This is a genomic window from Pseudomonas sp. QC2, assembly GCF_002859085.1.
In the GTDB taxonomy this organism is placed as follows: domain Bacteria; phylum Pseudomonadota; class Gammaproteobacteria; order Pseudomonadales; family Pseudomonadaceae; genus Aquipseudomonas; species Aquipseudomonas petroselini.
In genome coordinates this window covers 28,839-48,681 of the sequence record NZ_PKKS01000027.1, presented here as the reverse complement: position 1 = coordinate 48,681, position 19,843 = coordinate 28,839, and the positions used below count along the sequence as shown (strand labels likewise).

At 60.4% G+C, this 19,843-nt stretch carries 26 protein-coding genes and 2 pseudogenes; 14 read left to right on the top strand and 14 right to left on the bottom strand.

Features of this window, described 5'->3' with window-relative positions:
- Window positions 1-109: 109 nt before the first annotated feature.
- Window positions 110-607 carry a GNAT family N-acetyltransferase gene (locus QCBJ_RS29030; RefSeq protein WP_102062118.1) on the bottom strand — a complete coding sequence of 166 codons (498 nt, stop codon included), beginning with the start codon at window positions 605-607 and terminating at the stop codon, window positions 110-112.
- Complete coding sequence (locus QCBJ_RS29025; protein ID WP_102062117.1) at window positions 604-828, bottom strand: hypothetical protein; 225 nt, start codon at window positions 826-828, stop codon at window positions 604-606. Before QCBJ_RS29025 ends, QCBJ_RS29030 begins: the two co-directional genes overlap by 4 nt.
- 213 nt (window positions 829-1,041) lie before the next feature.
- Between QCBJ_RS29025 and QCBJ_RS29020 the strand changes: the two genes are divergently transcribed.
- Window positions 1,042-1,476, top strand: a complete 435-nt coding sequence (locus QCBJ_RS29020; protein ID WP_102062116.1) for a DUF6678 family protein — start codon at window positions 1,042-1,044, stop codon at window positions 1,474-1,476.
- A gap of 188 nt (window positions 1,477-1,664) precedes the next feature.
- Here QCBJ_RS29020 and QCBJ_RS29015 read toward each other — a convergent pair whose 3' ends face one another.
- The 5 genes from QCBJ_RS29015 to QCBJ_RS28995 all read right to left on the bottom strand — a co-directional run bounded on the left by QCBJ_RS29015 (window position 1,665) and on the right by QCBJ_RS28995 (window position 5,123).
- Window positions 1,665-2,591 (bottom strand): alpha/beta hydrolase fold domain-containing protein, encoded by a 927-nt coding sequence (locus tag QCBJ_RS29015; RefSeq protein WP_102062115.1) that lies wholly within the window; start codon window positions 2,589-2,591, stop codon window positions 1,665-1,667.
- Window positions 2,591-3,031 (bottom strand): TspO/MBR family protein, encoded by a 441-nt coding sequence (locus QCBJ_RS29010; RefSeq protein WP_046036618.1) that lies wholly within the window; start codon window positions 3,029-3,031, stop codon window positions 2,591-2,593. The genes QCBJ_RS29015 and QCBJ_RS29010 overlap by 1 nt, the downstream gene beginning before the upstream one ends.
- A 65-nt stretch (window positions 3,032-3,096) precedes the next feature.
- Entirely contained in the window at window positions 3,097-3,657 is a 561-nt protein-coding gene (locus QCBJ_RS29005) for a nucleotidyltransferase family protein (protein ID WP_046036617.1), read from the bottom strand.
- Window positions 3,658-3,841: 184 nt separating this feature from the next.
- The gene (locus QCBJ_RS29000; RefSeq protein ID WP_046036616.1) at window positions 3,842-4,075 is read right to left on the bottom strand and encodes a hypothetical protein; all 234 of its coding nucleotides are present in this window, start codon (window positions 4,073-4,075) and stop codon (window positions 3,842-3,844) included.
- A gap of 106 nt (window positions 4,076-4,181) precedes the next feature.
- The gene (locus QCBJ_RS28995; RefSeq protein WP_102062114.1) at window positions 4,182-5,123 is read right to left on the bottom strand and encodes a hypothetical protein; all 942 of its coding nucleotides are present in this window, start codon (window positions 5,121-5,123) and stop codon (window positions 4,182-4,184) included.
- A 128-nt stretch (window positions 5,124-5,251) separates the two neighbouring features.
- Between QCBJ_RS28995 and QCBJ_RS28990 the strand changes: the two genes are divergently transcribed.
- The 4 genes from QCBJ_RS28990 to QCBJ_RS28975 all read left to right on the top strand — a co-directional run bounded on the left by QCBJ_RS28990 (window position 5,252) and on the right by QCBJ_RS28975 (window position 7,761).
- Entirely contained in the window at window positions 5,252-5,683 is a 432-nt protein-coding gene (locus tag QCBJ_RS28990) for a YeeE/YedE family protein (protein WP_102062113.1), read from the top strand.
- A 2-nt stretch (window positions 5,684-5,685) separates the two neighbouring features.
- Complete coding sequence (locus tag QCBJ_RS28985; RefSeq protein ID WP_102062112.1) at window positions 5,686-6,111, top strand: DUF6691 family protein; 426 nt, start codon at window positions 5,686-5,688, stop codon at window positions 6,109-6,111.
- An 85-nt stretch (window positions 6,112-6,196) separates the two neighbouring features.
- Window positions 6,197-7,186 carry a zinc-dependent alcohol dehydrogenase family protein gene (locus QCBJ_RS28980; protein ID WP_102062111.1) on the top strand — a complete coding sequence of 330 codons (990 nt, stop codon included), beginning with the start codon at window positions 6,197-6,199 and terminating at the stop codon, window positions 7,184-7,186.
- A gap of 335 nt (window positions 7,187-7,521) precedes the next feature.
- Window positions 7,522-7,761: a DUF6124 family protein gene (locus tag QCBJ_RS28975; RefSeq protein WP_102062110.1), complete on the top strand. Its 240-nt coding sequence runs from the start codon at window positions 7,522-7,524 to the stop codon at window positions 7,759-7,761.
- Window positions 7,762-8,427: 666 nt separating this feature from the next.
- Here QCBJ_RS28975 and QCBJ_RS28965 read toward each other — a convergent pair.
- Entirely contained in the window at window positions 8,428-8,847 is a 420-nt protein-coding gene (locus tag QCBJ_RS28965; RefSeq protein ID WP_102062109.1) for a contact-dependent growth inhibition system immunity protein, read from the bottom strand.
- Window positions 8,848-9,312: 465 nt separating this feature from the next.
- Complete coding sequence (locus QCBJ_RS30890) at window positions 9,313-9,576, bottom strand: hypothetical protein (protein WP_371916692.1); 264 nt, start codon at window positions 9,574-9,576, stop codon at window positions 9,313-9,315.
- Window positions 9,577-9,581: 5 nt separating this feature from the next.
- On the opposite strand from QCBJ_RS30890, the pseudogene QCBJ_RS28955 reads away from it, so the two are divergent.
- Window positions 9,582-9,799: pseudogene (locus QCBJ_RS28955) on the top strand (DUF3313 family protein); the annotation flags it as partial.
- 48 nt (window positions 9,800-9,847) lie between these two features.
- Here the strand turns inward: QCBJ_RS28955 and QCBJ_RS28950 are convergent.
- From QCBJ_RS28950 to QCBJ_RS30530, 3 genes are all read right to left on the bottom strand, one after another.
- Window positions 9,848-10,861 carry a DUF3829 domain-containing protein gene (locus QCBJ_RS28950; protein WP_102062108.1) on the bottom strand — a complete coding sequence of 338 codons (1,014 nt, stop codon included), beginning with the start codon at window positions 10,859-10,861 and terminating at the stop codon, window positions 9,848-9,850.
- Entirely contained in the window at window positions 10,858-12,426 is a 1,569-nt protein-coding gene (locus QCBJ_RS28945) for a J domain-containing protein (protein ID WP_102062107.1), read from the bottom strand. Before QCBJ_RS28945 ends, QCBJ_RS28950 begins: the two co-directional genes overlap by 4 nt.
- 103 nt (window positions 12,427-12,529) lie before the next feature.
- Window positions 12,530-12,655, bottom strand: a complete 126-nt coding sequence (locus QCBJ_RS30530) for a hypothetical protein (protein ID WP_256581574.1) — start codon at window positions 12,653-12,655, stop codon at window positions 12,530-12,532.
- Window positions 12,656-12,719: 64 nt separating this feature from the next.
- On the opposite strand from QCBJ_RS30530, the pseudogene QCBJ_RS28940 reads away from it, so the two are divergent.
- The 4 genes and pseudogenes from QCBJ_RS28940 to QCBJ_RS28920 all read left to right on the top strand — a co-directional run.
- Window positions 12,720-12,830: pseudogene (locus QCBJ_RS28940) on the top strand (transposase domain-containing protein); the annotation flags it as partial.
- A gap of 30 nt (window positions 12,831-12,860) precedes the next feature.
- Entirely contained in the window at window positions 12,861-13,499 is a 639-nt protein-coding gene (locus QCBJ_RS28935; protein ID WP_102062106.1) for a DUF2625 domain-containing protein, read from the top strand.
- A gap of 362 nt (window positions 13,500-13,861) precedes the next feature.
- Window positions 13,862-14,104: a hypothetical protein gene (locus QCBJ_RS28925; RefSeq protein WP_015885021.1), complete on the top strand. Its 243-nt coding sequence runs from the start codon at window positions 13,862-13,864 to the stop codon at window positions 14,102-14,104.
- 38 nt (window positions 14,105-14,142) lie between these two features.
- The gene (locus QCBJ_RS28920; RefSeq protein ID WP_256581573.1) at window positions 14,143-14,679 is read left to right on the top strand and encodes a hypothetical protein; all 537 of its coding nucleotides are present in this window, start codon (window positions 14,143-14,145) and stop codon (window positions 14,677-14,679) included.
- 14 nt (window positions 14,680-14,693) lie between these two features.
- On the opposite strand, the gene QCBJ_RS28915 is transcribed toward QCBJ_RS28920, so the two are convergent.
- A complete protein-coding gene (locus tag QCBJ_RS28915) occupies window positions 14,694-15,302 on the bottom strand; it encodes a LysE family translocator (protein WP_102062104.1) in 609 nt (202 codons plus the stop codon).
- 112 nt (window positions 15,303-15,414) lie between these two features.
- Between QCBJ_RS28915 and QCBJ_RS28910 the strand changes: the two genes are divergently transcribed.
- From QCBJ_RS28910 to QCBJ_RS28900, 3 genes are all read left to right on the top strand, one after another.
- Window positions 15,415-16,278 (top strand): LysR family transcriptional regulator, encoded by an 864-nt coding sequence (locus QCBJ_RS28910; RefSeq protein ID WP_102062103.1) that lies wholly within the window; start codon window positions 15,415-15,417, stop codon window positions 16,276-16,278.
- 40 nt (window positions 16,279-16,318) lie between these two features.
- Window positions 16,319-17,014: a DUF1963 domain-containing protein gene (locus QCBJ_RS28905; RefSeq protein WP_046036599.1), complete on the top strand. Its 696-nt coding sequence runs from the start codon at window positions 16,319-16,321 to the stop codon at window positions 17,012-17,014.
- A gap of 94 nt (window positions 17,015-17,108) precedes the next feature.
- On the top strand, window positions 17,109-17,489 hold the full coding sequence (locus QCBJ_RS28900) for a hypothetical protein (protein WP_015885026.1): 381 nt from the start codon (window positions 17,109-17,111) through the stop codon (window positions 17,487-17,489).
- Here QCBJ_RS28900 and QCBJ_RS28895 read toward each other — a convergent pair.
- Window positions 17,473-18,192: a hypothetical protein gene (locus tag QCBJ_RS28895; RefSeq protein ID WP_102062102.1), complete on the bottom strand. Its 720-nt coding sequence runs from the start codon at window positions 18,190-18,192 to the stop codon at window positions 17,473-17,475. The two genes, QCBJ_RS28900 and QCBJ_RS28895, sit on opposite strands and share 17 nt — an antisense overlap.
- Before the next feature lie 148 nt (window positions 18,193-18,340).
- On the opposite strand from QCBJ_RS28895, the gene QCBJ_RS28890 reads away from it, so the two are divergent.
- On the top strand, window positions 18,341-19,588 hold the full coding sequence (locus tag QCBJ_RS28890) for a hypothetical protein (RefSeq protein WP_102062101.1): 1,248 nt from the start codon (window positions 18,341-18,343) through the stop codon (window positions 19,586-19,588).
- The last annotated feature ends 255 nt before the right edge of the window (window positions 19,589-19,843 follow it).

Genomic DNA, 19,843 nt, shown 5'->3' with positions numbered 1-19,843 from the left:
GGTCGAACCGGGGCGTATGGCTTCAGGGGGCTGCTTCGCAGCCCAGCGCGGGGCAAGCCCGCTCACTACAATAAGCCCCCCAGAGCAATAAGCCCCCCGGAGCATTGATCTATAAAGCCCTGTGCATATGCGTCGTCCGCCACACCGGGTCTGCTTCCACATCCACGACCTCAAACCCCTGCCGAACCCAAAATTCAATTGCCCCCGGCAAAAACGGATGGGTATGCAAGTACATCACCTCCACCCGATCGGCTTTCGCCATCGCTTCCAACGCACGGTACAACTGCCCCGCCAAGCCAAAACGGCGAAACGCTGGTGCTACAAACAAGCGCACCACTTCCACCGTCTTGCGGCCTTGGTAATTCAACTGCGCAAAACGCCCGTCATAGGGCAGATAACCCATGGCGGCGACGATTTGGCCCTCATCGCGCGCGATAAGAAAACGCCCATCGCCCTGCAGATAAACCGCCTCGAACCGCGCCAGGTCCGCCGGCATCCCTGTGGCGCTGAGCGTGGGAAACAGCTCGGCACGAGCGTGCAGCACGAACCTCAGCACCTCGGGGATATCCGCCGCCGTGACCGTCTGAATAATGGGACTTGTGCTCATGCAACCTCTATCTGCGTAATCCCTACCACCTGCGCCTGCTCCAGAATTTGCTCCGGCAGCGCATCCGCAGGCGGCAGGATCAAGCCATTTTCCGCATCGCCAAAATGCAACTGCAGCAGGTGCAACGCCGCCTCGTGTACCCGCAACTCAGGCTGGTTGAGTTCGAATGCATGGGTGCGGGGTTCGCCGTTGAACCGATAGTTGATGGTGTATTCGCGCATGGGGGTCCTTGTTATGTGAGAGAGGCAACTGATCAGCCGGATCAGATCACCAAGTTTCAAGCTCCCAACCCGCTCTTGGCAAAGATAGCCAGGTTACTCGTTCAGACAATTCCCGGAGGCAAAAAAAGTAAAACCCAATATCCTGGACCACCATTAAGCTGCTGGAAGTCACGCAAACGTATCAGTCAAATGAGTGAGTCGAGAGTGATAAATATGAATGAACTACCGGGCCCCGGCACCCGACAGAATGATAAAAACCGCAAGACCATCCAGACCACCGTAGCGGCAAGAAACCTGGCCGGCGCGGCAAACAACACCAAGTGGAACGAACTGATTACACACATGCGCCAGCGCTCGGAGTGGGTACCTTCGTATCGCTCAAAATGCATCACAGGCCATATCTCGGGATGGGATGTGGAATGGTTTTACCACCTGCCGTTCCCTTTTGCGTATGTCGAATGGCTCGACATCGGCGTGTGGCAAGAGGCGCCTTCGTTGGGCGTATTATTGCCACGAACGTATATTGACCATACCGACGAAATCTCTCAGATTGTCTCGCAGATAGGCTTCGAATTTGAAGTGAAGGCCGATGTGCTGAGAATATGGGGCTACCTTCCAAAATCCTACGATGACTTTCCGCCGGTATAACGCACAGCGGCGGATTCTGCGGCGACGCCGCTTCAGCCACCCTCACTGTAGTGAGCGGGCTTGCCCCGCGCTGGGTGGCGAAGCCGCCCCACCCCCCGGCGCCTCGGTGTGTCTGGGGTACCGTTGCGACCCTGGCGCGGGGCAAGCCCGCTCACCACAAGTTAGAGTCGGCATGGCCGCTTGAATGATCATCCCGCCGTCATCCCCAGTCGGGCACTGATCCACTGGCGGCTATAAGCAAGCACGCTCCCCCCCATCGCCACCGGAAAATGAATAAACCCATGCGCCGCCTCCGGCAACAGGTGCGCCTCAGCGCCCGGCCACCGCTCAGCGATCAACAGCGTGTCATCCTTCAACGGGTCCAACTCCCCCACAAACATCAACGCCGGAGGCAGGCCTTCGAAATCGCCATACAACGGTGACAACGGCGGCTGGCGACGTTCCTCGTCGCTCAACCCCGGCGTCAGCCTGCGCAGTGCCTCGACCATGCCCGGCCCGTCCAGCAACAACGTGTGCTTCCCCGCCGTGCGCACGCTCGGGGTACCGGTCAGGTCGTAGACGCCGTAATACAGCACCGCTGCGCTCACACGCGTGAGCACGTCCGGCCATTGCTTCAACGCCAGCAACGTCGCCGCCGCCAAATGCCCACCGGCCGATTCGCCGACCACGATCACCGGCAGGTCGGCAAATTCATCGGTGGTCAGCAACCAGCGGGCGGCCGCCAGGCAGTCGTCCATCAGGCCCTCGACCGGCGTGTCGACTGCCAGCCGATAGTCCACCGACACCACCGTCACGTCGCAGGCGTTGACCATGCCGAGGTTGAGGTCGTCGTTCATCTGCGCATTGCCGATCACCCAGCCGCCGCCGTGGATGTCCAGCACCACGCCCTTGGGCTTGCCGCTCGGCCGCAGGATGCGCACCGGGACTGAACCCACGAGTCGGGTCTCAGCCACCGGCGCCCGCTTGATCTTTTGACTGGCGCGCAACAACGCCTGGATCAGGCGCGGCGTAACGCGATTGCGGATTTTAAAACGTGGCATCCACGCGAGTTTCTGGTTGAAACGGCGCATCTCGGCCCGTTCAGGCTCGCTGGCGGGCCAGGGTGTGTAGGCCATCAACGGTTATTCCGCAGGATCGAGAAATTCAGCGCTGCCGCCACGCACAGCCACGCCAGGTAAGGGAACAGGATCAAGCCGGTGATCAGGTCCAGGCGCACCGCCAGCACCACCATCGCCGCCACGGTCACCCACAGCACCGCGATAATCACCATCCCCGCCAGTAAGCGATGGGCGCCGAAGAACACCGGCGTCCACAGCGTATTCAACGCAATCTGCGCCGCCCACAGGGCCAACACCATTTGGCTACCTGGGATAAGGCTCAGGCGATAACCGGCCCAGGCCAGCAATAGGTAGATGATCGTCCACGCCACCGGGAACAGCCAATTGGGCGGGGTGAAGCTGGGTTTGACCAGGGATTCGTACCAGGCGCCGGGTTTGAAGATGATGCCGGTACTGGCAGCGGCGGCGCAGGCGAGCAGGAAGATGAAGAAGGTCATGGTCGGTCCTTGGCTGGGCATTTCAAGCTTGGACGCGTAGGACACGGGTAAAAGTTCACTGCAATTCAGGGCATCACGATGTTCAGCCAAGGCCATCGCGCCTGATAACTGCGGGCCTTCTGCACGAACAACTCCCGCTCCGGATGCAGCGGGTTGATGCGCAGCACACCCTGCTCCACATCCTCCAAACCATACGGCGCATACACCTCACCCGTCGCAATCTCCAAGCCGATGCACGTACCCGCCACCAGGTAACGATCAATCCCCTGCTTGGCCGTGTGCAACTGCGGATACGGCCGACCAAACCGCTGGCCATACCACAGATGAACCCGCGCCTGGTTTTTCACTTCAACATTCACGCCCAGGTCCTTGAACAGCACCTCGGCCGCACGGATCACCGCATCCTCAGCCTCGTAGGACAGGTCCGTATCGAAGTAGAAAACGTCGTAGTCTTTGACGCCCTGGTCAGCAGGCAGGTTCGACTGATGATTCCACACCGCCTGGAACAGGCAGCCCGCCGTGAGAAAGCACTGGTCCACGCCAAGGTCGGGCAGGCGCGCGGTAATCTCGGCATTGATGGGGTTGGCCATGGCCAGGTTGAGCAAAGCGTCGACGGTCAATGTCATGCGCATTCCTTCTTGAACTTACCCGCCGCGCCCCTTGTGGCGAGGGAGCTTGCTCCCGTTGGGGCGCGAAGCGGCCCTCATCGGCGTCCGTGTTTTGCCTGATAACCCGCGTCAGCCGGTTTTGAGACTGCTGCGCAGCCCACCGGGAACAAGCGCCCTCACCACCAGGAGGACCGACCGATGATCAAGCCTTCAACTCACCCGCACGGTGAGTCGCCGCGTCATCGTAAACCACATACAACGACTCGGCGACCTGGCTTTTGATGGCCTTGGTCGACTCAAGACCCAGCACAAAACCCTCGGCTTTACCGCCGGCACGGTTGAGTTCTTCAGGCGTGGCGGCGCCGGTGATGGCGTCGAAAAGCTTGGTGGCGTGGGGGCCTACGCCTTTGGGCAGGCTGATCTGGTCGATGGACATGGGCGATACCTTAAAAGAGAGAGATCGGTAGCGCGTGGAACCACTGCCGGGGGTGGCATGGTAGACCGGCTGGAACAGAAAGGGGCGGCTTTTGATTAACCTGCGCTCAGGGCGCCGACTTGAACCGGCCTTGAAAAGCGATGCGCAGGCATGCCCAAGCGATATAGCCCACGATCACCACCTCGACCACGCCGATAAGCAGGTTGAATGAAAAGGTGACGGGTTGCTCCGCCCAATCGAAGGTCGTTGCACGGGATCGAAAACCACTGACCCGCAGCCGACCCGTGAACAGCGCGGGCACCAGTGCGAAGAGCTGCGACAACTCCAACACCGCCAAAAACGCACCCAGCAGGCCCAGCAGACCGCGTGCGGGCATGCCGACAGCCTCGGTCGACTCCGCTGAAAGCGCAGGCTCTTTTCCTTTTTGCGCGCGGGCGGCCTTGGCCGGCGATGGCGCAGGCCGATAGGGCAGCTTGCGCGGTGCCGACGCATCGATCACGTCGGTTGGCACCGCCATGTTCAGGTAGCCGGCCAATTCCGCCAGCCACCGCTCGGTGCGCGGGCTGCCCGGTACCACCGGAACATTGTCGGGGGTCAAGCGGTGCTCGGTGCCATCGCGCATCACCAACCACAGCTGGGTGTAGATCGGCTTCGCCTGTGGGCGGCGGCGCAGTTCGAGGGCGTGTGGGTGATCGAGTCGAAACGCCTGACGCACCCGCTCGCGGCGCCCAAAGGCATTGCGGGTCAGGCGTTGCCCCTCCCCGTCGTGTCGCGACAAACGCAAGGTCTCGCGAATGCCGGTGTACACCATCAGGAACAGCCCCATGGCCGGCATCAGCAGCAACGCGAGCACGATCAGCAGCGAGGACAGCGGGTGCAGGCCCACCAGCGGCAAATAGCCCTCGATGATCCCGCACACCACGAACACCACCGGCACGCTCAAGGCCAGCCCGCCTACCCACCACACGACAGCACTCTGCACAGGGTTGTGCGAGTGGATGAGCAAATCATCCTGCTCCGTTCGCTCGAACCGATGGCCAATCCACATGCCGCTCTCCTGATGTGCGTGCGTGGCCCCGGATGATACGTGAGCGCGCCCATTTGTTTCATGACCCTCCCCACAAAACCGTGATATCGATAAGCTTGATCCCCCACCCGCCGCGCAGGCCCCGCACCATGACCCTATCTCCCGACTTCACCCCCTGGGCCTCCCTGCTCGGCGGCGCACTGATCGGCCTCAGCGCCGGCCTGTTCATCCTGCTCAACGGCCGCATCGCCGGCATCAGCGGCCTGCTCGGCAGCCTGCTGGCCAAACATGGCGAAGGGCGCGCTGAAAAAGGCCTGTTCCTGCTCGGCCTGCTCGCCTCGCCCTGGCTCTGGTCACTGTTCGGCACCCTGCCCAGCGTGTCGGTCCCGGCCGGTGGCGCTGCGTTGGTACTGGCGGGGCTGCTGGTCGGCATCGGCACACGCTACGGCGCCGGGTGTACCAGCGGGCATGGGATCTGCGGGCTGTCGCGCTTGTCGTTGCGCTCGCTGGTGGCAGTGGGTTGCTTCATGGGCAGCGGGTTTGTCGCTGTCTACGTGACTCGCCACCTGATAGGAGCCTGAGCATGCGCAAACTGACCGCATTAATCGCCGGCCTGATCTTTGGCCTGGGGCTGTACCTCAGCGGCATGACCAACCCGGCAAAGGTGCTGGGGTTTCTCGACCTGGCCGGTGAATGGGACCCTTCCCTGGCGCTCGTCATGCTCGGTGCGCTCGTGGTCAGCAGCGTGTTCTTCTACTTCGCCAGGCTCCGACGCACCTCGTTACTGGGCGCGCCGATGCAGATGCCGACCCACCGCACAATCGACCGGCGGCTGGTGCTCGGCAGCGTGGTGTTCGGGGTTGGCTGGGGGATCGCCGGGTTGTGTCCGGGGCCTGCGGTGGCATTGTTGCTGACGGGGCAATGGCAGGTGGGGGTGTTCGTGCTGGCGATGGGGGTGGGAATGTGGGTATTTGAAGGACTGGAGTCGCGCAGGTCGGCCAAGGCTTGATACACGGGCAAGACGTTCTGCTTTATCTCACACCGTCCCCGGCCTACATTGAACGCCTCATGGATCAATACGGAGGTCAACATTCATGGCACGCATAGTCAGGATTCACGCCTACGGCGACGCCAGCGTCTTGAAACTGGAAGACGTGGACGTCCCCGCCCCCGCCGCCGATGAAGTGCAAATCGACGTCAAAGCCTTCGGCCTCAACCGCGCCGAAGTGATGTTCCGCAACCACGCCTACCTGCAGGAAGCCGAATTCCCCAGCCGCCTGGGCTACGAAGCCGCCGGCGTGGTGGTCGCGGTCGGCGCCGATGTCACCGACATTCAAGTGGGCGACGCCGTCAGCGTCATCCCACCGCTGGACATCGCCCGCTGGGGCACCTACGGCGAAGTGGCCAACGTGCCCGCCCACCTCACCGTCAAACACCCGCAAACCCTCAGCTTCGTGCAAGCCGCCGCGTCCTGGATGCAATACGTCACCGCCTGGGGCGCGCTGGTGGAACAGGCCAAACTCACCCAGGGCGACGTAGTGTTGGTGACCGCCGCCTCCAGCAGCGTCGGCCTGGCCGCCTTCCAGATCGCCCGCAGCGTCGGCGCCACCGCCATCGCAGTGACCCGCACCCGCGCAAAAAAACAAGCGCTGCTGGATGCCGGCGCGACCCATGTCATCGTCAGCGATGAAGAGGACCTGGTCGAACGCGTGATGCAATTGACCGACGGCCAAGGCGCCCGCGTGGTGTTCGACCCCATCGGCGGGCCGGGCTTTGAAGCGCTCACCCAGAGCATGGCCAGGGGCGGGATATTGCTGGAGTACGGCGCGCTGAGCTCGGAGCCGACACCGTTTCCATTGTTTACCGTGCTGGGCAAATGTTTGACGCTCAAGGGGTATCTCTACGCCGAGATCGTGGCTGACCCGGTGGTGTTGGCACGGGCCAAGGCGTTTATTTTAGAGGGGCTGGCGTCGGGGGCGTTGTCGCCGGTGATTGCGAAGACGTTTGGGTTGGATGAAGTGCAGGAGGCGCATCGGTTTTTGGAGGCGAACCAGCAGGTTGGGAAGGTGGTGGTGACAGTGTGAGGGCGGTGTCCTAGGACAATTCCCAAAACTGGGGAGTGGGTTGCCCGATTGCCTACGCGTGCGTCAGAATCCGCCGGCTTGTGCGCTGGGGTGGTCGAATCTAAGGTGGCGCGGTCGCTGAATTTCTCGGTGATCGGGTTTAGTAGCCCGGATCGGTTATCTAAATGTGCATGAGCTTCATCAGTCAGACATCGCGTCTGTGCTTGATGGCGGCTGTGCGCAGGGCGTCCTCGGACGCGCCGGCTTTAGATATCCACCGGTCTACTAACCTGCGTACAGCTGCCACCCACTCGTTTAGTAGCGGGGAGGTGGTGGCATAAGCCAGGATATCTTTTATGTCTAAGGTCATACCGGATTCAACCGCGCTTTTCTGCGTTGCTCCAGACGCCAGCAATGAAACCCTCGTTACCAATAGCTACGAGACCTTCGCCTCGGTCAGCACCCTTCTGCTCGACCTCTCCGAGGGCCTGAGTGGCAGACAGCGTGACATCGCGCTGGCAATTCACCAACTGAGTGAATTGGGCGTGTTACTCACAGCCAAGCTCCTTGATCGTGAGGCCCCCTCCGCTGGCTGATCATAGCTATCCAGAAGGCGAGGCGGATCAGTCGCTGAGTCGTAGTACGAAAAAAGGAGGACGGATTGATCCATGAAGAATCGTTTCGTCCCCTTTTCAATGGTCTCAAAACGGCCTTTCATGAATGGCTACTCTCGGCCATAAGCGGACGTTTGGAAACGCACGCTACCGGCCTATTAGCGGGCGTTGTCACTGCACCAAGCGTATAAAAAATCTGGACGACTCAGAGTGCTATTTTTCGAATCACCTGGGCTTGTCGCATATAGTCTTCGTCTCTGCGTTTCAGGCATAACTTTAGGACTCGGAAACGTCCAAGACCAACACATCAATTAGCCCAACTAGCTCAGGCGGGAGCGTCTCTTCGATGCTGGCCTTCAGTTCCGAAGCGGAGTTTAAGGTTGTATTTTTTGTTTGCGACCAGTTCATCGCCGCCGAACCAGATCACAAGATAAATTCCCTGCTGCTCTGCGTCGGGATGGATGGAATATCGGTCATACAATTGCGCAGATGCGGCTGTGTATAGTCCTTTATGTCACTGACCTTTTCGCAACTATCACCGTAGACCGAGGGCGGCCTTTTTTCATTTTTTTTGTAATCAGATCAGCCTGTTAGCTGTTAAGTAAGTGCCATTCAAATCCGTCCCCCTTTCCCCTTTTCCTTCTTATGTCATTTACCATTAAGCGCTGCCAGCAGTTTCCTCTCTAGAGCCTGAGCATATTCGACAGCGCGAGGCTCCACAGCAATAAGCTCTTTATCTCGCCTCAGAATATTCAACATTCTTTGCGTCAGCAGTAAATTTTTCGCCCAGACTGCCTCCGATAATTTTGAGGTTCCTTTTAGCAACTCGGCGTCATCCAGAAATCCTACCAGCACTTCCTTATCCAACTCGCGAACCACGATAGGCAATAATTCCGACGTATACATATCTTGCCTGACCGATCTGCAAAGGTCGCCGATATCGAGCTCAGTTATCGGAGTGTCCAGAATCGACCTGTGCCACGACTCAAGCGCAGACTCATCAGGATCAGGCTCAACTTCCCACTTAAACCCATTACTCTCATCTATTTGACGAAATGTCTTTTTCATATACCCGCACCATTTAGAGGTCAGAGATACGTTTTAAAGTATCTAAAGCTGCCTGTCGGGCCGCTTGCGCCTCTGGGCTAATTACATTCTTAAGCGTTTCGGCATGGCTGGTAAGCCCTCTTAGCCATCCAAGCAGTTTCTCAGAGTGGCAGTATGCCTTCTCAATGCTGGGTAGTGATGTGCTTTCGAGCAGCCAGTGTCTGATCGCCGAGCTAATTGGCCTTCTCAACCGAGATTCCATCCTCACCTTTGAGCTCATTGGACCGTTTGGTGCCGTGGGCCGAGTGGCTGCTTCTGGCCGATTTCTGCCTGTCGGAACGGGCATTAATCGGCCAAACCTGGCGGTGGTAGGTGACCGAAATTGGCAGATCCAGGTAGGCGCCTTGTACTGAGAACTTAATGCACGGATAGAACGGACTATTTCGACAGAAATTGTGAGGTGTCGTCTGCTACGTATTAGAGAATCTACCCGGAATACACGAGAGAACCGGCAGCAGCTTCTGCTTTGAAGTACTCTGTGAGTGCATCCTCATCAGCAAAACCGTATTCCGACAACTTGTCGCCTGCGAAACTAGCAAGTCGCCAAGCGTCGAAGCCACCGATCTCACCATAAGCCCCAAAGTCAAAGTCTACTGTACCGGTGGGGAGGCTAACCGCGCAGCCATAGCCGTGCTTGAAGGAACGAACTCCGCCTTCTAGCTCTCCGTGCTGAGGAATGTCAGCTCCCACCCAATCCGTATGAGTACATTCCCGTGGCGTTGATGGCTGCAGCGGTCAGCACTGGCACTGGGATTCGTGACCAGGAAACTACCCTGGGTACCGAAGCCAGTTACTCGATGGCGACAGCGGCAAAGTAGTCGCCCAGGTCGTGCGCAAAGGCACCGGCAAGCCGTTGTCGAACGACTCCCAGGTAATGAAGGCCGATGACGTGAAGAGCGTCATCGACGGCTAGGCTTCGGACCTGCATCAGTCGTACCTGAAGCTTAAAAAGGGCTAAGCCTCAAAACGTACTACGGGCCGGCTTGTTGTAGAAGCTGAGCAAGACGTCGTAGCGGTGGGTGATGAGGGCATAGTCGTCACTCAGCTGCTGCGGCGTCGCATGTTCCTGCCAGTGCTGCTGAAGGGTTTGCAACGCTTGCAGGTACGCGTCCGACGACGGCGTGATGGTGTACCAGAGGTAGTTGGCAAATTCGTCCCGCGGTGTGCCGGGGTGCAGGCGCACATACGCCTTGCCGTGGGCGCTCGCCTGTTGCACCGCGTCGATCAATGGCGCGAGGGTTTGCGGAGTCAGTGTGGCGAGGTAAACCCCTTGCTCCAGTTCGTCCACCGCTGTTCGTGCGGCAATCATGTAGTTGAGCAGGTGCCAGTGGGTGTCCTGGCCAAAGCGCGCCTGCAGCAGCGCCAACTGCCCGGGGCGCAGGCGCACGTCCTCGCGTTCCAGGCGCTTGCGCAGCTCGGTGGAGGCGGCCATATAGGCATCGCCCTTGATGGCCATGGCCTGGGCGACTTGCCCTTGGGGCGGTTGAAAGCGCGCCATGCCAAGCCGCTGGTAGAAGTCGAACGAGTTGGTCAGCGGCGTGACGTCCTGCAAGGCCAGCACGTAGCGTCCGGCAGCATTGATCAATGGGCTATTGGGCTCCAGGCGCTCCAGTTTGCCGGTGATGCGCTGGGCACAGATATCGTTTTGCAGGTCGCGGCCCAGGGCTTCGTCGTGGTCGCCGAACTCCTTGAGGATCCGGTCCATCTGCACGAGGGACTCATAGGTCTGCTCGTCGAAAATCGAAGGCCTGTACCATTCCTGATGGGTGTAGCCGTAATAGAACAGGCGCCAGTCCCGGTCGACGCGGTTCATGCAGTCGATGATCGGCGCCAGGGCGCTGGCCTTGGCGGTTTCGGGGCCATGGCGCTTGTCCAGCCAGAGTTGCACTTGCGCCACCTGCTTGCTGGCCCCTGCCAGGCCGAGCAAGCCCAGGCCCAGTGTCAGGGCGATGGGCACCAACCATTTCGGATTCATCGTTTGGCCTCCTGGCCGTACCATTGCGCCTCGGTGGCGGGGGCGTGGCACTCCCGGGCGGTGGCCGGCAGTCGGCTGCACAGGCGTTCGGTCCATTGCTGCAAGCCCTGGTTGGGATTGACCTGGTGTTGGCTGTCGAATGCCTTCAATCCGCTGTACAGCACAACGCAGATGGCGATTCCCAGGGCGATCGCGCGGGTTGACCATTGGGCGTTGTCGGCCTTCCACGGGGTGTGGGTTTTCAGGGTGTGCCGCTTGAACAGGCCAATGGCAGCCAGCACGAGCAGCAGCGTCACGCTGGCCGCCGGGCCGATTTTATAACCGGCCGCTGCCATCATCACCGCGCCTGGCAGCAGGTCGCGCAACGGTAACAGGGGCAGACGTGTCGGGCTCAACCACCGGGGAAGCATGGCGCCCAGGCGATCATCCAGCACGCGATACTGGTGGGCCAGCGGGCGCCATACATGCCACCCTACAAAGCCGCCCATCACGATGGGGATCGACCACAACAGGCCGACGCCAACGGTTCTCACCAGGTTGCCGGCCAGGGAATCGGCGTGTATCAGGGCGCCCACCATGCAGCCCACGACGGTTGCCAGCACCAGCGGCCAACTGTCGAACGTACGTTCCCAGCCTTGCCAGAAGTAGGGCGTGCCGCCTGGCATCGAGGCTGCTACCGTGGGGTGGTCGGCATAGATGTCGGCGCTGAGTCGTTGGCAGGCGGCCCAGTCGTCTGCGTCCAGGCGTTGGGCGAAGGCGCGGCGTTGCCCCAGAGTCATGGGTGCCAGCAGCAGGCGGGCGGCGCGTTGCTGCGGGGTGCCGGGAGGCTCCGCCGCCAGCTCGCGTTGCCGGGCGATAAACTGCGGGCTTTGCTGGCGCCGCAGCAACTGCGGCCAATCGTCGGGCGGGCAGGTATGGTCGCTGCCACCGTGCCAGCCCTGGCCGGCGCACACGGCTTCAAACACGTTCGGAGACCAGTAGCGGGTGTCCAGCAGCAGCTTGGCCAGCCACGTGTTTAACCACTGTGCGTGGGGTGTCTTGTCAATCCAGGGCTCACGCAAGCGCGCCTCATAGGCGGCCAGGAAGCCGGCCTCATCCTGCTGTTCCAGGGGCAGGCGCAGGGATTTTTGCAGGGCCGCCTTGCTGTGCATCTCCAGGGCTTCAATCAGCACGTCGGGCAGTTCCAGGCGTTGCCAGGCGGTCAGCCAATGGAAGGTTTCAAAGGCCCATTGGCGGTCCTCGAGGCTGACGTCGTGGGTGTCGACAATGCGTTGCAGCAGCGTGACTTCAAACATCAGCCCGGTGCCGGTTGCCAGGGCTTGCTGATACTGCTGTTGCAGGGTCTCGACCGTGACGGCAGTGGGCACCGGCTCCACGACCGTAGGCTGATCATCTTCCCGCTGCCATTCCATCCAGTTCAACGCCTCTTCATAGGCTTCCCGCAGGCGTTGAAAGCCCTCGGGGTCGTCATCCGGGCGGGTTTTCTTCAGCAGGGCGGCGTATTGACGTTTGATCGTGCGGGTGTCGGCATCGGAAGGCAGGCCGAGGATGTTCCAGCAACTCATGTGCGGCGCAACTCCATGAACAACGGCACCGCCCTCCTGGCGGGCGATGCAATGGGGCGCACCTTACCTGTTTGGCGCGAATCTGTCCTCGTTTCAGTGCTGGCTATTGGCCAACAAACCAGCGGTAGTACGGGTTGGCGCTGTCTTGTTTCAACATCGCCTGGATATCCCGGCCCCAGGCGGCGCGGTCGCCGTCGTAGGCATGCAGGCTGGCACGATAGAACTGCATCAGGAGGAGAATTGGGGTCAGACCACGTTTTCAATAATGGTGGTCTGACCCCTATTTCATGCTCGTGAATAGGCATGATCCGTCTGCCTATCTCAGAGAAGTGCTGATACGGCTGCCGACGCAACGGGCTAGCGAGATCGAACAGTTGTTGCCGCATCAGTGGGTCCCCGTCTAACTTAGAGTTCTTGCTATCAAGGATTGGCTAATGAAATGCATAGAAGATTTGGTTGAAATTAATGATCCAGCCATGATCTACGTACGGGAGATGCTGGAGCAGGCCGACCGCCCCTACGACTTGCTTCCCCCCTCCCCTCAAAACACCAGCGTCCTCCTACAGCTACAGGTAACGACCAAGTCGACTTTGGGCGCTATAGCATTTGAGACTGGCGGGATACTGATTGATCATGGCTGGCTTCGTATTCTTGGTTCAGGTCATCAAAAACTCACAAGAACCCTGCCGGGATGGAGCGAGGGACGTGCGCAAGGGCATCTGCTGGTGGCAGATGACGCCGCAGGTGGATGCTTTTCCATCAACGGCGGCGGCTTGGGTGATGATGTGGGAGCGGTGTATTACTGGGCGCCCGACAACCTGCTTTGGGAGCCATTGGGCATCGGTTATACCGCCTTCTTGGAATGGGCTGTGAGCAATCGTACGGCGGCCTTCTATGAGGGCCTGCGTTGGGAATCCTGGCACGACGACATCCAGCGTGTGAGCGGTGATCAATGCGTGTCTTTCTATCCATTCCTATGGACACAAGAGGGCTCAGTGGCGATAAGCGCGCGCAGGGTTGTAAGTATGGCTGAACAGTATGATTTGAACTGCACATTAGCCAGCAAGTTGTAGGCCCGGGCGATCATTCTTAATTAAAGTAATGTAGAACGGCAGCGAGTCAACTTGCGCTGGTAACGCACAGACATTTCAAAGTTGATATGTGTAATTACCGGACGCTTACGCTTAGAAGGGTTTCGTACCCCATCAGGGAGGATTGACCGCAAATAGAGATTCATCAGGTCACGCACCTGCCGCCACAAATTTCCGCCCTTGAGAAAGAAGCAGTGGCAGAAGGCTTTAGGTTCATCACCCGGCTGACTTCGGAAGGGAGAATTGGGGTCAGAGAATTGGACAAACGGGAGATTGAGGCGACGAATTTGGTTTCCCACGTTTACACTGGCGCCTTCTGCGCCGCTCACTCAGGGAAGCACTCGATGTCCACCGATCCGCTATGCCTGGTTTTTGTCCCCGCCCTTGTAGCTGTGCTCACCGCCGCCGAGGCGAAAAAGGGCGTGCCGTTGACCGAAGCTGAAGCGTGTGAAATCCGCGATGCAGCCACCTGTATTGCGCTGCCGTTCAGCACCGCGCTGGCGATGGAAACCGAACGGGGTTATCCGGATATCGTCGCCGAGGACTGCTGGAATGAGTGGCAACGGGTGCGTGTTTCGGTTGCCTAACCACGCTTATCGACCCCCTTACGAATGGAATCGACACCATGAACAACTCCCCGCGCCCGCTCAAACCCCTCATCTGCCTTACCCTCCTCGCCGCCCTCACCGGCTGCGGCGCGTTGACGGATGTGCGCTCCTTCTCCACGCCCTACACCACGCCCACCAGCGCTGAAACCGTGCGCCTGCGTGTGATGAGCGATGGCATGGTGCGCGCCGTGCCCAATTCCAACTGCATCAACTTCCGCCTGCCCGGCGCGGGGGTGATGGTGGTCAATCGAGATGGCTACGCAGACCGCAATGGCGAAAGCTTGGGCATGGCGCCCGTCGAGGGGGGTTCGGATGCCACGGTGATGAGTGAGCTGCGGGTGCCGGCCGGGCAGCCCATCGCGTTTCATTACATCGGCAATCGTTGCTACAACATGTTCACTTTCGTGCCGGAGGCGGGGATGGATTACGAACTGGATGCAGCGGGTCGCTATAAGTGCGGGGTGACGCTTAAGCGCATGTTGGTCGGCAAGACTGAGGGCACCCGGGTGCCATTGGGTGAGAGCAAGTTGTGCAACTGGGGCGATAACTTCTGAGCCACGTCTCGCCCTCAGCTATGCAACGGCAACGCCACCCCAAACAACACGAAGAACCCACCGCAGACTTTATTGAACCGCCGCCCCGTGCGAGCCAACCATGGCCGTACCCAGTGAGCGGCGCTGGCCACCAGGTATTCGACCACAAACTCCACCACGGCGTAGGTCAGCGCGATGATGGCGGTCTGCGTGATGATGTTTCTGTGGGGGTCCAGGAAGGGTGGGATAAACGCGGTGAACAGCAGCAGCGCCTTGGGGTTTGAGAGGGCCGAGACCAACCCCTGGCGGAACAGCGACCAGCGTCGCAGGCCGGTGGTAGCCGCCGTTTCCAGGGTGACGGGGCCGGCGCGCCACAGTCCGTAGCCCAGCCAGATCAGGTAGAGCCCGCCGGCGATCTTCAAGGCCGTGAACGCGCTGGCCGAGGCTTGGATCAGTGCCCCCAGGCCCAGCGCGCACAGCGCAAGCACCAGGGCAAAGCCGAGCACGCCGCCGCTGATGGTGAACAGGGTTCTGCGACTGCCGTGCAGCGCGCCGTGGGTCAGCACCAGTAACGCATTCGGCCCTGGCACCACGGATATCCCGCAGCAGGTGAACAGGTAGAGCAACCAGGTCTCGAAGGGCATGATCAGGTCCTTAATGGGTAGGTTCTGGCCGCTATCTTGCGAATGAACAACTACCGTGAAAAGCGCATAATTCATGGCGCAGCCATTCGATTAACGAATAAAGGTAACCACCATGTCCTCCAGCGATTTGCAGATCGATTGGCTCAAGTGCTTTGTGGCCGTGGTGGATGCTGGCTCGCTTTCGGGTGCGGCCCATGAGGTCAATCGGTCGCAGTCCGCCGTCAGCATGCAGATGAAAAAACTTGAGGCTGCGCTGGGCCGGCCCTTACTGAACCGTGGCCCCCGGCACCTTCAACTGACCGACGACGGCCAGACGTTGCTGGGCTATGCCCGCCGCATGCTTGCCCTGCACGCCGAAACCCAGGCGGCGTTTCACGGTGAAGCGTTGACCGGGCGCATCCGCCTTGGCGTTGCCGAGGACTACGCGGCCAAGTACCTCACGCCAGTGCTGAAACGGTTTGCGCCACGGTATGCGGGGGTGGACATCGAGCTGACCTGTGAACAGTCGACCGCCCTGATCCCGCGTTTGCGCAGTGGCGACCTCGATCTTGCGCTGGTGTCCAGGGACTCGGCGCACACGGGGACTTTTCTGTTCAAGGAGCCGATGGTCTGGGTAGGTTCCCCACAGTTCGAACTGTGGCGCCGAGACCCGGTGCCTATCGCCGTCTACGAAAGCGAAAGCCTGGCGCGCCGGTACGCGGTGAATTCACTGGCGCAACAGGGCCGTCAATTCAAGGTGGTGTACAACAGCTCCAGCCTGGCCGGCCAGGTCGCCGCCGTGGAAGGTGGGCTGGCGATTGCTGCGATTACCCAATGCACCGTGCAGCCATCCTTGCAGGTCTTGAGCGGCGAACACGGCTTGGGCGCTATCGAACCCATGGAGGTGTCGATTCTACGTAGTAGGGCCTCGCGCGGGTCCAAGGCCGTCAACAGCCTGCATGGGTTTATCATCAGTGCACTTAGAGCTCAGGCATAGCCCTGTCGCGTACCGCTATCAAAAGGAAGGTTCACACCTTATGGATATCCAAGACCTCAAACGACGCCTGGCCCGCCCGGCGCTCAAACTCATCGCCGGCGGTTTTCGCCCTGCGGGCACTGATGAAGAAAGCTGGCTGGGTAACGTCTTTCTGTTCCGCGCCGATGAAGGCATCCCCACCAATAAGACCGGGGAACCGTTGCTGCCCTACGCGCAGTTCTACTTGCCCGCCCTGCCCTTCAACAGCCCGGCGCTGAAGGGCGTTCGGGTGTTGACGCTGTTTGTGTCGAACCCGTTCCCCGAGCATTTTGAACCCATGGGGGATAACTGGCTGATACGCGAATACGGACCGGACGATGTGCTGGTGCGTAAAACCCTGCCGGTGCCGGGCGCGTTTCTCAAGCCGTTCCCCTTGAAGGCGGAACCCGTGCCGGAGGATTACCCGTTGTGGGATGGCGGCGGTGTACCTGCTGAGCTTGAGCAGGAAATACTCAAGCTGGAACGCGCCGGGGAGATACAGAGTTACTACGACCTGGTGACCCACACCTATGAGCATAAGCTCGGCGGCTATCCGTCGTTCTGCCAATCGGGTGTCGACCCCGGTGAGGGGTTCGAGTTTGTGTTCCAGATTTCGTCGGACGCAAAAATCCAGCTGAATGTGGTGGATAGCGGGAGCTTGATGTTCTGGAAGCACCGCATCACGGGGGAGTGGGCGCTTTATTATGATTTTTATTGAGCGGGATGCGATACACAGGCTGCGGGAGATGACCCCATCTCGGCCTCGCGCAAGCTCGACAACGCCTACCATTGATCTGCATTCGGAGCATTACATGGCCCTGTCCAAACGTGAAATCGCCGGTATTGAACGCCAACTGGTCGCCGCGCTGACTGAAGCCTGCGAAACGGCCAAGGCTGAAATCCCGGGGTTCGAATGGCTGACGCATACGGTCAACTACACCGCGTTCCCCCAAAGCCTGCGTATCACCTGGGTGTTCGACACGCGCGCCAGCAAGGACCACGCCCTGGCCAGCGGCGTCGACCAGCGCATGCGCGCGTTGACCGCCACTGCGTTGCAGGACGCTGACGTCCCCGCCGTGCCGTTGGACCGCTGCGTGCACTTCGACTCCGAAGAGGAATGCCACGTGCAGCACGGCGGCGATTGGGGTGTGCGGCTGGCTCGCGCGGCCAGCGTTGTCAGGCCTGTGCGGTAAACCGCTGCGCGCCGCGCCGCTCAAGCATCGCCGCTTCCGTCTCGCGTGTGGCGACTGTGCCTTTGTTGGCCAGTTGGTTTATAAACAACCCGGCTGAATATTCCTTGGGCGGCAAAGAGCCGGGGCGATTGAACAGTGCGGCCAGGTCAAGCGTGGCGGCGAAGTTTTCCTGGGTCAGGCTGTAGTAGCCCATCAGGTTTCCCGACCAGGGCGAGTCGGCGTCCAGCATGTCGATCGTCGCCTCGCGGTATTGGATCGACGCAGGCTTCAGGTCGCGGGACTGATTAAGCAGGTCGCTGAGCCGTTGAGTGTCCGAAGGGCTGAGCTGGCCCGCCGTGTCGAGCACCTTCAGCGTGTCATTGGCCTCGACGGTGAAGCCGAACTTTTTGTTGGCCAGGTCTGCCGGCAGTGTGGCCCGAAAGGTCTCAACTGCGGCTTTCAGCGTGCTTGTTGCGCCCTGGTAACGTTGTACGAATCGAGGCAAGTCCGGCGATGCCGAGCGGCCGACCCACGTGTCGATGACTTCCAGGGGTTGCGCGGTGATCGAGGTGTTTTCGCTGGGGTGGTAGACAGCCGCCGGGGCCGCGTTGGCCAAGGCTGCCTTGGCGGCGTCCGTCATCGGCTCGGGCGTGAGCTTTTGGCCGGAAGGCTTTAGGGCGGTATTGGCAGGTGGGATAGAGGCAGAGCTGAGGATAAGGGCCATTTAATCAGTCCATGATTGGCGGGGTCTTTCGGGTTATCGGCGGCGACGGGGCAAGTCTTAAGTCAGTCGTCACTGATAAGCGCTAGAGCCCACTCGACAATCTCTGGATAATGCCCCTCCTCCCGCCTCGATACGGAAATCCCACGCTATGAAGTTGCCCGCGTCCGCCGTCGCCCTCGCCGCAGCCTTGCTGTTGCCTTCCCTCGCCCACGCCGACGACGCCGCGCTGGTCGACACCCTCAAGGCTTTCACCCGCTGCGACGCGAGTTTTTTCAGCAGCCTGAACACCCACCGCGACGCCTGGCGGGCCTACGCCCCGCTCAAGCAAGAGAAGGACTTCAGCTGGATCGCGGTGCGCGATCGCACCGACCCCAAGGCCACTGCGGTGCCGGTGAGCGCGCCGGCCATCGCCGGTTTGAAGTTGCTGTCCTACAACGATGAGGTCAGCGATCTTGGCCCGTTGGGCCTGTATTACTTCTGGGGTTTCACGGTGGACGGCAACATTGATGACGTCGCCCAGCGCTTCGCGGCACTGCTGGACCCACCCGGTGCGCTGCAAAAAGGCGAGGGGCAATACACGCGCAGCGAACTCAAGGTGGGCAACAGTTGGCAGGCGATCAAGCCGATGCCAGGCAAGGCACCGGGGCTGCGCCATGTGGAGCGGGTGCTGATCGTGGAGCCGGAGGGTAATCATTCCCGCGTGAGCTGTTCGGTACAGGGCGGTGTGACGCCCGGCTTGGTGGCGCTGCTGCGGCCGGACATTGCGCCGGTCGATTACCCGCGCACGGTGGCCGACACGAATCTCGCCGATGTGCCGGTGCCGCCCACTGTGCTCCAGGGCCTCGATGCACCGTTGTTGCAGCCCAAGTTCAAGACGCTGAATTACACGTATCTGTCAAAAAATGACGCGGGCAAGGAGGCGCCGATCACCATCCGGTTCAAGGCCGAAGGCGGTTTGCTGGTCAAGAATGAGGCCTATGGCAACGCCTTCAATGTGGACCGGTTAATGGTGGCGGACCTGATCCAGCTGAAATCTAAAATGAACGGTGTCGGTGAAGGCCAGGTGCTGCAGACCCGCGAGGCCGAGGTCAAACTACCGACCCGTTGGGCGCCGGGCCAGACCTTGAGTGCCCACCTCAAGATGGCCAATGTGCCGGTCAAGCCCACTGACAAACCGACCGAGACCACCTTGACCTGTAAGGTCGGCGAGCGCTTCCCGGCGCGCGAGGTGTTCGCGTCGTTGACGGGTGATGCCATCCGGCTGGCCTGTGAGCAGGACGGCTACACGTCCTCACGGGCGTTTATCGAGGACCTGGGCGTCGCCCTGACGCTGGAGTCGACGTCGAGCCAGACCCACTATGTGAATGAAATCCAGGCGCTGGATGTGGTGCGCTGACTAAAGCTCCACGCCGCGCAAGAACACATCGACCCGGCGATTGAACGCCCATTGTGTTTTAGCCGCGGTCGCACTCGTGGTGAGCGGGCTTGTTGTAGTGAGCGGGCTTACTGTGGTGAGCGGGCTTGCCCCGCGCTGGGTGGCGCAGCCGCCCCAATAAAAACACCGCATTCTTTCAGACAGAATGCGGTGCCTGGGTTTGGGGCGGCTGCGCCACCCAGCGCGGGGCAAGCCCGCTCACTACAGGAAATGGAG

Bases quoted from the DNA above. Each gene is read 5' to 3' on its own strand.
- QCBJ_RS29030 (WP_102062118.1), bottom strand. From the start codon at position 607: ATGAGCACAAGTCCCATTATTCAGACGGTCACGGCGGCGGATATCCCC.
- QCBJ_RS29025 (WP_102062117.1), bottom strand. From the start codon at position 828: ATGCGCGAATACACCATCAACTATCGGTTCAACGGCGAACCCCGCACC.
- QCBJ_RS29020 (WP_102062116.1), top strand. From the start codon at position 1,042: ATGAATGAACTACCGGGCCCCGGCACCCGACAGAATGATAAAAACCGC.
- QCBJ_RS29015 (WP_102062115.1), bottom strand. From the start codon at position 2,591: ATGGCCTACACACCCTGGCCCGCCAGCGAGCCTGAACGGGCCGAGATG.
- QCBJ_RS29010 (WP_046036618.1), bottom strand. From the start codon at position 3,031: ATGACCTTCTTCATCTTCCTGCTCGCCTGCGCCGCCGCTGCCAGTACC.
- QCBJ_RS29005 (WP_046036617.1), bottom strand. From the start codon at position 3,657: ATGACATTGACCGTCGACGCTTTGCTCAACCTGGCCATGGCCAACCCC.
- QCBJ_RS29000 (WP_046036616.1), bottom strand. From the start codon at position 4,075: ATGTCCATCGACCAGATCAGCCTGCCCAAAGGCGTAGGCCCCCACGCC.
- QCBJ_RS28995 (WP_102062114.1), bottom strand. From the start codon at position 5,123: ATGTGGATTGGCCATCGGTTCGAGCGAACGGAGCAGGATGATTTGCTC.
- QCBJ_RS28990 (WP_102062113.1), top strand. From the start codon at position 5,252: ATGACCCTATCTCCCGACTTCACCCCCTGGGCCTCCCTGCTCGGCGGC.
- QCBJ_RS28985 (WP_102062112.1), top strand. From the start codon at position 5,686: ATGCGCAAACTGACCGCATTAATCGCCGGCCTGATCTTTGGCCTGGGG.
- QCBJ_RS28980 (WP_102062111.1), top strand. From the start codon at position 6,197: ATGGCACGCATAGTCAGGATTCACGCCTACGGCGACGCCAGCGTCTTG.
- QCBJ_RS28975 (WP_102062110.1), top strand. From the start codon at position 7,522: ATGTCTAAGGTCATACCGGATTCAACCGCGCTTTTCTGCGTTGCTCCA.
- QCBJ_RS28965 (WP_102062109.1), bottom strand. From the start codon at position 8,847: ATGAAAAAGACATTTCGTCAAATAGATGAGAGTAATGGGTTTAAGTGG.
- QCBJ_RS28950 (WP_102062108.1), bottom strand. From the start codon at position 10,861: ATGAATCCGAAATGGTTGGTGCCCATCGCCCTGACACTGGGCCTGGGC.
- QCBJ_RS28945 (WP_102062107.1), bottom strand. From the start codon at position 12,426: ATGAGTTGCTGGAACATCCTCGGCCTGCCTTCCGATGCCGACACCCGC.
- QCBJ_RS30530 (WP_256581574.1), bottom strand. From the start codon at position 12,655: ATGCAGTTCTATCGTGCCAGCCTGCATGCCTACGACGGCGACCGCGCC.
- QCBJ_RS28935 (WP_102062106.1), top strand. From the start codon at position 12,861: ATGAAATGCATAGAAGATTTGGTTGAAATTAATGATCCAGCCATGATC.
- QCBJ_RS28925 (WP_015885021.1), top strand. From the start codon at position 13,862: ATGTCCACCGATCCGCTATGCCTGGTTTTTGTCCCCGCCCTTGTAGCT.
- QCBJ_RS28920 (WP_256581573.1), top strand. From the start codon at position 14,143: ATGAACAACTCCCCGCGCCCGCTCAAACCCCTCATCTGCCTTACCCTC.
- QCBJ_RS28915 (WP_102062104.1), bottom strand. From the start codon at position 15,302: ATGCCCTTCGAGACCTGGTTGCTCTACCTGTTCACCTGCTGCGGGATA.
- QCBJ_RS28910 (WP_102062103.1), top strand. From the start codon at position 15,415: ATGTCCTCCAGCGATTTGCAGATCGATTGGCTCAAGTGCTTTGTGGCC.
- QCBJ_RS28905 (WP_046036599.1), top strand. From the start codon at position 16,319: ATGGATATCCAAGACCTCAAACGACGCCTGGCCCGCCCGGCGCTCAAA.
- QCBJ_RS28900 (WP_015885026.1), top strand. From the start codon at position 17,109: ATGGCCCTGTCCAAACGTGAAATCGCCGGTATTGAACGCCAACTGGTC.
- QCBJ_RS28895 (WP_102062102.1), bottom strand. From the start codon at position 18,192: ATGGCCCTTATCCTCAGCTCTGCCTCTATCCCACCTGCCAATACCGCC.
- QCBJ_RS28890 (WP_102062101.1), top strand. From the start codon at position 18,341: ATGAAGTTGCCCGCGTCCGCCGTCGCCCTCGCCGCAGCCTTGCTGTTG.